Source organism: Pedobacter cryoconitis, assembly GCF_014207135.1.
GTDB classification, from domain to species: domain Bacteria; phylum Bacteroidota; class Bacteroidia; order Sphingobacteriales; family Sphingobacteriaceae; genus Pedobacter; species Pedobacter cryoconitis_D.
In genome coordinates this window covers 252,788-265,320 of sequence record NZ_JACHCC010000008.1, presented here as the reverse complement: position 1 = coordinate 265,320, position 12,533 = coordinate 252,788, and the positions used below count along the sequence as shown (strand labels likewise).

General features: G+C 39.7%; 9 protein-coding genes. 6 read left to right on the top strand and 3 right to left on the bottom strand.

What is annotated here, in order from left to right; all coding sequences use genetic code 11:
• Window positions 1-190 precede the first annotated feature (190 nt).
• The 3 genes from HDF25_RS16375 to HDF25_RS16365 are packed head-to-tail and all read left to right on the top strand — an operon-like array spanning window position 191 to window position 6,690.
• On the top strand, window positions 191-3,328 hold the full coding sequence (locus tag HDF25_RS16375) for a SusC/RagA family TonB-linked outer membrane protein (protein ID WP_184626655.1): 3,138 nt from the start codon (window positions 191-193) through the stop codon (window positions 3,326-3,328).
• Window positions 3,329-3,357: 29 nt separating this feature from the next.
• The gene (locus HDF25_RS16370; RefSeq protein ID WP_184626653.1) at window positions 3,358-4,860 is read left to right on the top strand and encodes a RagB/SusD family nutrient uptake outer membrane protein; all 1,503 of its coding nucleotides are present in this window, start codon (window positions 3,358-3,360) and stop codon (window positions 4,858-4,860) included.
• Window positions 4,861-4,881: 21 nt separating this feature from the next.
• Window positions 4,882-6,690, top strand: coding sequence for an alpha-L-fucosidase (locus tag HDF25_RS16365; protein ID WP_184626651.1), 1,809 nt, complete (start codon window positions 4,882-4,884; stop codon window positions 6,688-6,690).
• Window positions 6,691-6,719: 29 nt separating this feature from the next.
• On the opposite strand, the gene HDF25_RS16360 is transcribed toward HDF25_RS16365, so the two are convergent.
• Window positions 6,720-6,890, bottom strand: coding sequence for a hypothetical protein (locus HDF25_RS16360; RefSeq protein ID WP_184626649.1), 171 nt, complete (start codon window positions 6,888-6,890; stop codon window positions 6,720-6,722).
• Between HDF25_RS16360 and HDF25_RS16355 the strand changes: the two genes are divergently transcribed.
• On the top strand, window positions 6,889-7,650 hold the full coding sequence (locus HDF25_RS16355; RefSeq protein WP_184626647.1) for a YoaK family protein: 762 nt from the start codon (window positions 6,889-6,891) through the stop codon (window positions 7,648-7,650). The genes HDF25_RS16360 and HDF25_RS16355 overlap by 2 nt on opposite strands.
• 17 nt (window positions 7,651-7,667) lie before the next feature.
• On the opposite strand, the gene HDF25_RS16350 is transcribed toward HDF25_RS16355, so the two are convergent.
• On the bottom strand, window positions 7,668-9,005 hold the full coding sequence (locus HDF25_RS16350; RefSeq protein ID WP_184626645.1) for an alpha-L-fucosidase: 1,338 nt from the start codon (window positions 9,003-9,005) through the stop codon (window positions 7,668-7,670).
• A 122-nt stretch (window positions 9,006-9,127) separates the two neighbouring features.
• On the opposite strand from HDF25_RS16350, the gene HDF25_RS16345 reads away from it, so the two are divergent.
• Window positions 9,128-10,027 carry an AraC family transcriptional regulator gene (locus HDF25_RS16345; protein ID WP_184626643.1) on the top strand — a complete coding sequence of 300 codons (900 nt, stop codon included), beginning with the start codon at window positions 9,128-9,130 and terminating at the stop codon, window positions 10,025-10,027.
• Window positions 10,028-10,140: 113 nt separating this feature from the next.
• Window positions 10,141-11,442, top strand: a complete 1,302-nt coding sequence (locus tag HDF25_RS16340) for a DUF2268 domain-containing putative Zn-dependent protease (protein WP_184626641.1) — start codon at window positions 10,141-10,143, stop codon at window positions 11,440-11,442.
• 11 nt (window positions 11,443-11,453) lie between these two features.
• Here the strand turns inward: HDF25_RS16340 and HDF25_RS16335 are convergent, their stop codons facing one another.
• The gene (locus tag HDF25_RS16335) at window positions 11,454-12,464 is read right to left on the bottom strand and encodes an alpha-L-fucosidase (RefSeq protein WP_184626639.1); all 1,011 of its coding nucleotides are present in this window, start codon (window positions 12,462-12,464) and stop codon (window positions 11,454-11,456) included.
• Window positions 12,465-12,533 lie beyond the last annotated feature (69 nt).

Below are 12,533 nucleotides of genomic sequence, written 5' to 3'. Positions count from 1 at the left end.
AAAAAAAGTATAATCTCACGGGTAACATTTCTCATATCTTCATCATAACCCACCTAATACTTCTTATCTAAATGCTGACTCTTTAAAATCCGGCAGGCATAAAAAATAGCTGCAAGCCGAAAAGAAACAGAGTTTGGGATGATGGTAAAAGGTATTAGTTTTTGAACCTAACCAACCAAATCAACCAAGTATGAAAAAGTTTTTCAACCTGCCGCCTAAGGGCTTGGCTTTGCGCCAAAAAATTATTTACCTTATCATTATTTTTTTTGCAGTACAGCTTCCGCTGAATGCGCATTCTCTGAAGAAGAGCAGAGATCATTTACAGGTTTCTTCAATTGATGTACAGGGAAAAGTTTTAGATGAGACCGGAATTGGAGTACCAGGTGTAAGTATTAAAGTAAAGAATACCGAAAAATCAACAATAACCGATAACACTGGTAATTTTAGTTTAAAGGGCCTGACCGATGATACTTTCCTGATCATTTCATCAATAGGCTATGTTACTCAGGAAGTAAAGGTGAGCGCTAATAGTATGGTCATCAAACTTGTGCCTAAGCAACAGGATTTAGATGAAGTTGTAGTGGTCGGCTATGGAACAGCAAAAAAATCGGACTTAACGGGGGCTGTTGGTACCGTAAAAGCTGAAGCCCTGCAAGAACGTCCTTCTTCTTCGCTGAATCAAAGTTTATCGGGCCGTGTATCAGGTGTGAATGTGTCCTCTAATTCCGGAAGACCGGGTGGCAGGGCAAATATCCGAATTCGCGGATCAAGTTCATTGAGTGTTTCCAATAATCCCTTGTACGTCATAGACGGTGTGATATTGAATACGGTAGACCTGAGAAACGGGAGTACTCCAATAGATTACATCAATCCAGATGATATTGCCTCTATTGAAGTGTTAAAAGATGCCTCTTCCACGGCAATTTACGGGGCACGCGGTGCCAATGGTGTGATTCTCGTGACGACAAAAAGAGGAAGTTCCGGAGGTGGAAGTATTACCTATGATGCTGATTTCAGTATTGGTGTGCTTCCCAAAAAGCTTAAATTACTTAATTCAAAGGAGTTTTTAGCTGTAGAAGACCTGGCTTATGCAAATGCTCAAAAATATGATCCAATTGGATGGGCAACCGGTACAAAATATACAGATCCTAAAACTAAACGGACCAATCCCAAATTATTCGATGCACAAGGAAATCCACTGTATGATACTGACTGGCAGGATGAGTCCTTTCAAAAAGCTTTTACTCAAAATCACCAGCTTGGATTTACCGATGGCAATGAGAAAAGTAGCTACGGCGCATTTTTAAACTATCGTAATCAGGAAGGACTGGCGCGGGGATCATGGCAAAAAAGATTTGCTGGCCGTTTTGTATTCGACAGTCAGATCAAGACCTGGATAAAAGTAGGGGGTACATTAGGTTATACCGATCAGAACGAGAAGCAAGTGGACCAGATTGATGGAGGAGGTATCACTATGATGCGTCAGGTTTTGGAAGCCTTACCTATAATTCCTGTGAAATATGCAGATGGATCATGGGCCAGTAACCGTGACTATCCCGGAATGGAAGGTGGTGATAGCCCGCTGCGGGTAGCTGCGGATAGACTATCTCTTTTGCGCACCCAGACTTTACTCGGCAATATGTATGCAACTATTCATCTGATCCCCGGACTGGATTTTAAATCAACCATCGGCGTTAATGTGATTAATCAGAGAGAAGACTATTTCGCTGCTAAGGGAATGCAGTATATCTCTGACAATGGAGACGCATCTGTAAATAACAACAGGTACAATTCATGGCAGTTTGAGAATTATCTTACCTATAACAGGCAATTTTCTAAAATACACACTTTGACTGCAATGGCTGGCCTTTCCTGGCAGCATGTGGATCGTTTTGAAAATCAGGCCAGTACACAAGGGTTTGATGATTCTTATTTTAAGTACAACAATCTTGGCGCAGGATCCAGCCCTCAGCCCCCATATTCTAATGGACAGGCCTATGGGCTGAACTCCTATTTTGCCCGTATCAATTATAGCTTACTCAACAGATACCTGGTCACCTTTACAGGCAGGGCAGACGGTTCTTCAAAATTTGGATCGAGCAATCAGTTTGCTTTCTTTCCCTCGGCCGCATTAGCGTGGAAAGTTACTGAAGAGGATTTTATGAAGAATATCCCGGTTATTTCCAACTTAAAGCTTCGTACCAGTTATGGAGCCACAGGTAATTCTGAAATTCCGGCATACAGGGCACTTGCAGGGCTGGGCAATTATAACGTGATTTTTGATGGGACAAGAAACATAGGTATAGGTACAGACCGTATGGCCAATTCTAACCTGCAATGGGAAAAAACGAAGCAGATTGACTTTGGGCTGGAGGTCGGCTTATTCTCTAACCGGTTAAATCTGGAACTTGATCTTTACAAGAGAAAAGTAAATGGGATGCTCCTGGATGCTCCATTGCCTTTCAGCAGTGGATACGGCAGCATTTTTTCGAATGTGGGGAGCATGGAGAACAAGGGTTTTGAATTTAGTATCAATTCAACCAACATCAAAACAGCCGATTTTTCATGGAGTACAACATTCAACCTGTCGGTCAACAAGAATAAAGTACTCGCCTTAGCCAGTGGAGATATTGTTTCCGGCAATGGCATCATCCGGGTTGGAGAACCTGTGGGCTCTTTCTTCGGAAGGGTTCAGTTAGGAACATGGGGGAGTAATGAAGCTGAGGAAGCCAGGAAGTATAATATGTTACCGGGTGACATCAAATATAAAGACTTGAATAATGATGGAAAGATAAATGATTTAGACAGAACGATTATAGGAAAAGGTATACCTGATGGGTTTGGAACCTTTCTGAATACGTTTCAATATAAATCATGGTCTTTGACCATAGACCTTCAGTATATGTATGGTAATGACGTACTGGACAGAAGCCTGCACTCTGCAGAAGACAGGCAGGGTATTGCTAATAGTTACAAAACTGTACTCAATGCATGGACAGAAACAAACCAAAATACCCCGATCGCGCAAATACGGCCAATTAATGCTTATTACACAACCAACAATGACAGTCATAAGGTAACTGATGCATCATTTATCCGTGGACGCAATTTACTACTGGCGTATACATTTCCGTCAAAAACTGCATCAGCATTAAAATTAAACCGGCTGAGAATATATGGATCTGTTCAGAATTTTTTCGTGGCAACCAAATATAAAGGGTACGATCCGGAAGTTTCTAACTCCAGTGCGCCTTTTGATCAGGGGCTGGCCTTGTACGATTACCCAAAGCCAAGGGTATTTATGTTGGGTGTTAACATTGCCTTATAATTTAATACAAACCTTTTAAGAGAAAAGTAATGAAAGCAATTATAAAAAAATATGGGTTCCTGATATTAGCTACCAGTATATTATGGCAGACTGGTTGTAAAAAATTTCTGAATGAATCTGACCCGAGCAACTTTACTGTAGAAAATTATTTTACGAAACCAGAACATGCCAGAAGTTCTGTGAATGCAATTTATGCAAGTTTGCGTGATCCGATGAGTGGCGACTTTGGCGGAGGGCCCTGGACGATGACGGAATTCGCAACTGGTCAGGCTGCAACAGATCTTGGACAGGCTGTTGATAGTTATTTTGTAAAGGACCTGCAAAATACTGCAGATAATAGTTATGGGTTAAATTACTGGCAGAATTATTATAAGGGTATTGGGAATGCAAACCTTTCTATCGCTAAAATCCCTGGAATAGCAATGGATGCATCAGAAGCTAAAAGATTATTAGGTGAAGCACATTTTTTACGCGCCTGGTATTATTTTACGTTAGTTCAGCAATTTGGTAATATCCCTTTGGTTACTGAACCTGTAGATCTTACATCTGGTCAGCTGAGGCCAAAGCAAGCTGCTCCGGAAGATGTTTATAAATTGATTGTAGAGGATTTAAAGACGGCAGAAGTTGCAGGGCTACCATGGGTAGATATCACCGGAAAGGTTAGCCTGGGGGCAGTAAAATCATTGCTTGCCAAAGTATACCTTACGATGGCGGGGTATCCTTTACAAAAAGGGACCGAATATTTTGATCTGGCGGCAAAGAAAGCAGAGGAGGTTGTTGATTCCAAACAATTCAGGCTCTTTGACAACTATAGTGATTTGCATAATCCGGCCAAAAAGAATGTAGACGAAAATATTTTTATGATACAGTATAAAACACAAATTATACCTGGAACCTGGCAATCATTGATTATTCCATATAATAAGAATATTTCAGCATATTCTGCTGAAACCGGAGGTATATATGCCACTGCCGACTTTGTAAAATCCTATGACCCGGCGGATCTGCGCGCAAAAGAAGGTCAGTTCTTTTTTACTAAATTCACCAATCAGGACAATAGAAACCTGGAGGTAGATTTAGGAGGGAATTTTATTTATAAGCTTTTTGATGTCGTGGCACAGACAAGCACAGCGAATAGTGATCTGAACTGGTCTCTGATCCGTTATGCTGACGTGCTGTTGATTTATGCCGAGGCAGCTAATGAGGTTAATGGTCCTGGTCCTAAAATATATGATGCCGTTAACCTGATCAGGAAAAGGGCACAGTTGGCAGGACTTACCGGCTTGTCTAAAGATCAGTTACGGGAGGCTATCTGGCGTGAGCGCTGGTATGAACTATGTTTTGAAAATGTCACCTGGTATGATATGGCTCGCCTTCGTAAAGCATTTAATCTCAAGACTAAGGGCTTTGACAATTATGTAGGTCATCAGTTTTCTTATGGGCCGGTTTTAACGCAGAGAGAACTTTTATTTCCGATCCCAAGCAGAGAACTTAGAAATAATACGAACCTGATACCAACTCCTGGATATTAATTCGCTTAAATTTAACACATCATGAATATTAAATCCTGTACGATACTATTATTATTTGTAGGTATGGCCTCCTTTTCAAATGCGCAGAGGCCCGCAATACCATCTGATCAACGTGCTGACTGGTTTACGCAGGCGCGCTTTGGGATGTTTATTCACTGGGGACTGTATAGTGCTGCTGAAGGCATATGGAAGGGAGAACGACTTAGAAATGGCAACAATTATGCGGAATGGCTGCGTTATCGTAACCGTATTTCAAACAAAGAGTATACAGCACTGGCCAAAAGGTTTGATTGGGATAAAATAAACCCGGAAGAATGGGTGCTTCTAGCGAAAAAAGCTGGGATGAAATATATCGTCATCACGGCTAAACATCATGACGGTATTGCACTTTGGGATACCAAGGTTAGTGAATACAGCCTGCCTAAATTGGGTAAAACCAACCGGGACGTCATTAAAGAACTGGCTGCAGCATGCAAGAAACACAACATGCGTTTAGGATTTTATTATTCGCACTGGCTGGACTGGGAGCATCCTGATGGCTGGGATCATAACCAGGAGTTGACAGGCCGGATTACAGATGAGCAGTATGATAAGTACTGGCAGGGAAAAGTGTTGCCTCAACTACGGGAGCTGTTAACCAATTACGGAGATATTGCGATGCTCTGGTTTGATATGTGGGTTGATCATAGGACAACAATTGTGAAAAAAGAACAGTTGGAACAGGTTATCAAACTGGTACGGGAATTACAACCTAACTGTTTAATCAATTCAAGACTGGGCTTGCCGACACCAAACCCGGGTATTGATTTTCAAACGCTGGGCGATAATCAGTTTGGTTCGACCTATAATGATCAGCCATGGGAAACAGCCGGTACCATAGCGCACTCCTGGGGATATAATTCGCTGGAAAATCAATGGAAATCGTCAAGCCAGTTATTACAGTCACTGATTGATAATGTAAGCCTTAATGGAAATTTTACCTTGAATATCGGGCCACGCGCAGATGGTTCTGTCCCTTATGAAGGTGTCAGACGTTTGGAAGACATGGGCAGCTGGCTTACGAAGAACGGGGAGGCCATCTACGGAGATGCAGGTTTGCGATTTAATGACCCTCGTTTTGATTGGGGAAGAGTTACCACCAGAAAAATTACAGGCAATAAACAAATGGTTTACCTGAACATTTATAATTGGCCACTGGACCATTTGCTTCATTTATCAGGTATTCTTTCAAAAGTGGAGAAAGCATTTTTGATCAGAAATGGGAAGGAAGAAAAATTATCCTTCACACAAAACGGCCCCCTTACGCTTATCCAGCTGCCAGGCGAACAGAGTGATCATTTTGTGTCAGTTGTTAAGCTGGAGTACAGCCAGCCTGTGCAGGTAGACCCATCGGTTGTGGCTGCATCTGAATTTGGCGGATATGCCCTGAACAGTAAAAACTATATGCATAAACCCGATGAGTTTGAAGCAAAACCATTTGATGGACTGCTTCCTGATCGTCTGTTGATACATAAAGAGGGAACTATCATCTGGAAGGTTTATATTCCTGAAGCAGGTCAGTATACTGTGGACATCTCTTGTCATAATTTTGCTTCGGCGGATGTCAATGCCGTGATAAGTGCCAATCAGCAGCAATTAACCGTAAATCTGAAACCGAACGGCAAGGTGGTTGTAGAGCCGCATGAGCAATATACAGATGAGTTTGCAGACAACCGGGTAGGGGCTTTTAATTTTACTAAGCCTGGTTATTATGAGATTTCATTAAAAACAAACCTGAAACCTGAACAAAAACTAGATCTGAACAGAATCTGGATAGAGAAGGTTCAATAAAGTATGATGTGTATCATTTCCTGTGATTTCTATAATTCAAAAGCTGTTTCGAAAGAGACAGCTTTTGAATTTGGAAGATATTGAACTGTTAAGACTGTATTCCCAGGACTATAGTTTAATTGTGTACCTTGGGTATCTTTATCAATTGATGAAGCCGGAAGAACAACTGCTTCATTCCATGAATAATAGATAACAATCATGTTAAGACACTTAGGGGCAAAACGTACCCCTCAACATAACCTCAGATTAGCAACTCTACTTGGGATAACTGCCGGGTTTGTAAATGCTGCAGGATTTCTTGGGTTCTCTGTATTAACCACTAATGTTACTGGTCATGCTGCTTTATTTGCTGAAAGAATTGCTTTACAGGATTGGAAAACGGCTCAGGTTATTGCATTATGGATGTTTCTTTTTTTAGCAGGTGCATTTATTTCAAGCTTAATATTGTCGTTTACAGGACGTAATCAGAGGTATTCTTATTCAATTCCTATTTTTATTGAAATAATTATTTTGCTTTTTTCAGGATTATATGGACAGCGTTATGATGGAACTTTGGTTTCAAAAGAAATTTTTGCCGGAAGTTTGCTTTTTGCAATGGGTTTGCAAAATTCTTTAGTTTCTATGATTTCGGGTTCTGTAGTCCGAACGACCCATCTTACCGGTACTTTTACCGATCTGGGCATTGAACTGGCGCAACTTTTTAATAAAGAAAAGCGTTCCCAACCAGCGCTACGGACTAAAATAAAACTTAGACTTGTCATTATATTCTTTTTTATGACAGGAGCTATTGTTGGAGCTTATCTCTTTCATCGTTTTGGATTCAATGCCTTTTATGGACCGATTGGTATATTGATTTATGCATTATTGTATGATATTTTTCGAATAAGAACCATGCGATTCTATCAAAGAACCATCATTGCAATAAAAAAAATATTAGATCCTGAGTTGGAAGATTCTTGATTCCGCTGGCATTTGACCTAAATTATTAAAGAGTTATATTTAGTCTGAGAAACAACCGGGATGTTTTCTGCATTTGTGTTCAGTTCTAAAACAATGACGGAATCGTTTTGATCAGGAAGCTGCCTGGGCAACTGAAGGGTGATTACGCCTTTACTTTGTTTATAATCTATGTTGGCGCCACGTAATAAAAAGGCTTTTTTAACTCGAATTTCAGGCATCGCTGGTAATACTAATTGGTCTGATTTTCTTTCGAAAACATGCACATACAGTTTATTTCCCCGACGGGTCGTTGCATATATCTCATTCGGTTGAAATGGTCCTCCTTTTGTTCTATATATACTTTCGCCATAAAGATTAAGCCAGTCACCTATTTCTTTAAGTCTTGTTACCTGTCGTTTCTCTATTCTTCCATCAGGCATCGGACCGATATTAAACAAGAGATTTCCATTTCCTCCGGCAACTTTAGCCAGGGTTTGAATACATACTTTTAAGGTTTTTAAAGAGTCGTTGGGTTTCCAGGCCCATTGTTGGCAAATGGTCATGCAGGTTTCCCAAGGATCATTCATATTAAGCTCACCAATTTTTTGTTCTGGTGTTGCATAATCGCCTAAAATTCCAGGACCTAATTTTGGATGTTCACTGTTTGCTCCGATTCTGTTATTGATGATCACATTTGGATCCAGCTTTTTAAGATAGGTGTAAATATCTATGCCATATTCGTTTTTCCAGGGACTTTCCCAGTTGCCATCAAACCAAAGCATATAGGGGTGGTAATTTGTGATAAGTTCCTTTAGCTCCCTTTTCATCGTAAGCACAAATTTGTTCATATCTGCTTTAGAATCAATATTTTTCCCGTCTGGGATATGAATAGGATAATTCGGGTCATGCCAATCCAAAACTGTAAAGTAAATGCAAAATTTAATATCGTATTTCTTGCAAGCTGTTGCCAATGCGCCAACAATATCCACTTTGTATGGAGAATTCATAATGTTGTAGTCAGAAATGGAGCTGGGCCATAATAAAAAGCCATCATGGTGTTTTGCTGTAATGGTCAAATATTTCATACCAGCATCTTTAGCCACCTTCACCCATTGGTCGGCATTGAATAAGGTAGGGTTAAATTCTTTATATAGGTTGTCGTAATCATCTATTGGAACATTTACACCTCTGCTCCAGCCAATCTCAGTACCACGTAGGGTTACTGGTCCCCAATGTATAAACATTCCGAATCGCTGATCCATAAAATCATTTAATATGCTACTGTTGGTTTTGATACTGGAAGGGATCAGATTATCCTGCGATTTTGAAGGAAGGAAGGAAATTAATAGAATAAACAAACTAAATATAGATTTCATTTTGATTGTGTTTTTAAGCTTGGGTGAAGAATCAAAATTAAACTCTCAATGATAGCTTAACAATGAATTATATGTGTATTTTAATGGATTATTCGATTAAAATATATTTTGTATTTAATGAAATGAGCAAGAAGAAGGTCAGAGATGGATTTGAGGGACAAAAACTAATTAGTTTGCCTCCTGTGATTTATGAGAATGCAGGCCAGTCTGCTGTCATCTTAAACGAAATTTTTATCACTCATATCGGTTATTTCCCAAAGGCATCTTTTCATTTCCGCGAACGGCGTAAAGGCTGTGAAGACAATATATTTATTTATTGTGTGCAGGGAAGGGGGTGGTATATGATTGATAAAAAAAGATACGAAGTTGAACCGAATCAGTACTTCCAGATACCGGCCACCACCGAATATATTAAATATGGGGCCGACCTGAAACATCCCTGGAGTATATTCTGGGTACATTTCAGTGGGAGGGACATGAACAAGTTTAATCAGTTGCTGAACATTTCTTTAGATAATGGTCCTGTTGATATTCCTTACAATGATAAAGGACTTCAGATCTGGGCTAAGATGTACAATTGTCTGGAAATGGGGTACAGTAAGGATAACTTAAATAATGCCAATATGTGTCTTTATCATTTTTTATCAACCTTTCTATATCCTGAGGAAAATTTTTCAGGTACTGAGGATAAGGAAATGATTAAGGAGACCATTGTATTTATGCGGGAAAGACTGGCCGACAGATTTACTGTGGAGGATTTATCATCGCGTTATCAACTTTCGGCATCACACTTCTCCAGTTTATTCCGTCAAACAACCGGAACCTCTCTAATAGAGTATTTTATTCAACTGAAAATCCAGCGGGCCTGTCAGTTATTATATGGAACAAAAGTTAAGATCAGAGAGGTTGCGTCAGGTTTAGGTTATGATGATCCATTTTATTTTTCCCGCTTATTTAAGAAACTAATGGGGGTATCCCCCGAACATTACAGAGAGAGGACATTTAAAAAGCATTCAGAATAGAAGATATGTTCTGTGTTTAGTCGAATAATCCATTAGGTGTGAAGTTTATATTGAACAGGACAAAAATGAGAGATGTGATGCAACATTTTTTAATTTATCGCATCTTTTAGTACATGAAAACTACGCTGACTATTCTCTGTTTTTTATTTTGTAATACTGTTTTTGCCCAAGGTATCTCAGGAAATTTTGTAACTACGGATATTGATAACTTCTGGGCCGCTTATGATCAAATTATTACCACTAAAGACAGTACACAGCAGTATGAATATTTAAACCGTTATTTTATTACGCAGGGAAGTCCCGGACAGCTGGCCATGATGAAGGCGAGAGGGTACACCAGTAAGTCTTATATTGAAGCTATTTTTAAGTATCCCGTATTCTGGAATTCGATACGTAGCAATATGTTCAGGGCTAAGGACTTCTCGGCTGAGATTTCGGGAAATGTAACTAAACTGAAAACTCTTTATCCGGATTTACGACCTGCAAAAATCTACTTTACTGTAGGTGCTTTCAGATCTGGGGGTACAACTATGGATAGTCTGGTACTGATCGGCAGCGAGATTGCAATGGTTGATGATCAGACAGACGCACAGGAATTTCAAACTACATTACCTGATTTGTATAACTACTTCAAAACAAACCCAATCAACACACTTGTTTTTACTAATGTGCATGAGTATGTACACACCCAGCAAAAAACTACAGAAGCCAATAATCTGCTTGGCCAGGCTGTACTAGAGGGTGTTGCTGAGTTCCTGGCAGAAAAGGCTACTGGAAAGGCTTCAATAGCATCTGCATTAAGTTATGGTAAGACCCATCGTAAGAGGGTTCAGGAAGTATTTAGTTCAGTAATGTTTAATGGGTCAAACGGTTTCTGGTTATACAATAACGAAGAAAATGAGTTTGGAACCAGGGATCTGGGGTATTATGTTGGTTATGCGATATGTGAATCCTACTATAACAGATCTAACAATAAAAAACAGGCTATTAAGGAAATGATTGAGTTAGATTATAACAATGAAATGGATCTGGACAGATTTGTAACTCATTCTGGTTATTTCGAAAAATCTGTCGCTACACTAAAGAAAGAGTATGAATATAACCGGCCTTTTGTGAAATCGGTTGAACCCGTAAATCATAAGGCCGTCAGTGCGTCTATTACCGAAATTACCATTAATTTTTCGGAAGTGATGGACAAAAGATACCGGAATTTTGAACTGGGACCTCTGGGAAAAGAAAAATTACTTCAATTAAAGAAGTTTTTAGGCTTCTCAGAAGATGGAAGGTCAGTTAGTTTCCAGATTGAAATACAGCCTGACCATCAATATCAGATACTTGTTGGTAAAGGTTTTAGAAATATAAAAGGACTTCCATTAAAAGAATACCTGATCGACTTTAAAACGAAAGCTAATTGACAGAAAAAGGTCTATTTAGGGACATGCATTTTAGCTTCCCTGATCATTACCCCAACTTTTTGAAGTGTTTCTATATCTATTTTACGCAGTTTACCGTCTCTGGCAGGGCCAACGTCAAGAGCGAAAAAGTTTCCATATTGAATTGCTCCCTGATAATCTGCATATATTTTCTCTGCGGTAATACAAATGGTATCATTTTCAGGATTAGTATAAAACCATCTTTCCTTTCCAAAAATTGGGTAAGTAAATTCGGCCTTTTTGAATTCTTTATGTGTTATCTTGTTATAAGGGCCGCCACCTTCGGAACTATCCAGCGGGCCAGGTTTACCCAATTCACCTAATCTTATGTCACCTGCTGTTTCACCGTTGTTAAATCCCACAAGGCAATCCGGTTGAAATTGCTTTACCCATGCAGTAGTGGCGGCGTGGTCTAATCCACCGTCGGATTGTGCATGATCCATCCAAAAATAAGCAATTGGACCATATTGGGTACACAATTCTTTGAGCTGAGCCTTCTTTAATTCGCTGTTTTTTCCCATATGCCAATACGTTTCCGGGTTTACAAAATCTTCGGGTTTTAAATCTTTAGGGATGCAAGTCCAGTCCGCTTCAGAAAAATATAAAGCCAGTTTTAATCCATATTTCAGGCAAGACTTTTTTAGTGCCCGTAAGACATCCTTTTGTAGCGGACTGTTGGTCACTTTCCACGACGTGGTTTTCGTATCCCACAAACAAAACCCATCATGATGCTTGGTTAAAAAAAGTATATAGTCCATGCCAGCATCTTTTGCAACGCGGCACCACTGATCTGTATCTGCTCCCGAGGGATTGAAAAAGGATACATTGTCTATTCCGCGGGTCCATTCTTTATCTGAAAAGGTACTTAAAGACCAGCAGATAAACATACCAAAATGAAGATCCGGAACTTTACTGGTCTTGCTTTGGGCACTGAGTATAAGAGGCTGAAAACAAATCAGCAGCAGGAATGTAATCAGTAACTTATTTTTTAAGATTGATCTCATTTGGTCAGTTTATTTGCGGTTAGCATTTCTAATAATTTAATATGTCTGCTTCATACAGGAGCAGTTATC

Excerpts from the sequence above, each read along its gene's own strand:
- HDF25_RS16370 (WP_184626653.1), top strand. The coding sequence starts at position 3,358 with ATGAAAGCAATTATAAAAAAATATGGGTTCCTGATATTAGCTACCAGT.
- HDF25_RS16350 (WP_184626645.1), bottom strand. The coding sequence starts at position 9,005 with ATGAAATCTATATTTAGTTTGTTTATTCTATTAATTTCCTTCCTTCCT.
- HDF25_RS16365 (WP_184626651.1), top strand. The coding sequence starts at position 4,882 with ATGAATATTAAATCCTGTACGATACTATTATTATTTGTAGGTATGGCC.
- HDF25_RS16335 (WP_184626639.1), bottom strand. The coding sequence starts at position 12,464 with ATGAGATCAATCTTAAAAAATAAGTTACTGATTACATTCCTGCTGCTG.
- HDF25_RS16355 (WP_184626647.1), top strand. The coding sequence starts at position 6,889 with ATGTTAAGACACTTAGGGGCAAAACGTACCCCTCAACATAACCTCAGA.
- HDF25_RS16360 (WP_184626649.1), bottom strand. The coding sequence starts at position 6,890 with ATGATTGTTATCTATTATTCATGGAATGAAGCAGTTGTTCTTCCGGCT.
- HDF25_RS16345 (WP_184626643.1), top strand. The coding sequence starts at position 9,128 with ATGAGCAAGAAGAAGGTCAGAGATGGATTTGAGGGACAAAAACTAATT.
- HDF25_RS16375 (WP_184626655.1), top strand. The coding sequence starts at position 191 with ATGAAAAAGTTTTTCAACCTGCCGCCTAAGGGCTTGGCTTTGCGCCAA.
- HDF25_RS16340 (WP_184626641.1), top strand. The coding sequence starts at position 10,141 with ATGAAAACTACGCTGACTATTCTCTGTTTTTTATTTTGTAATACTGTT.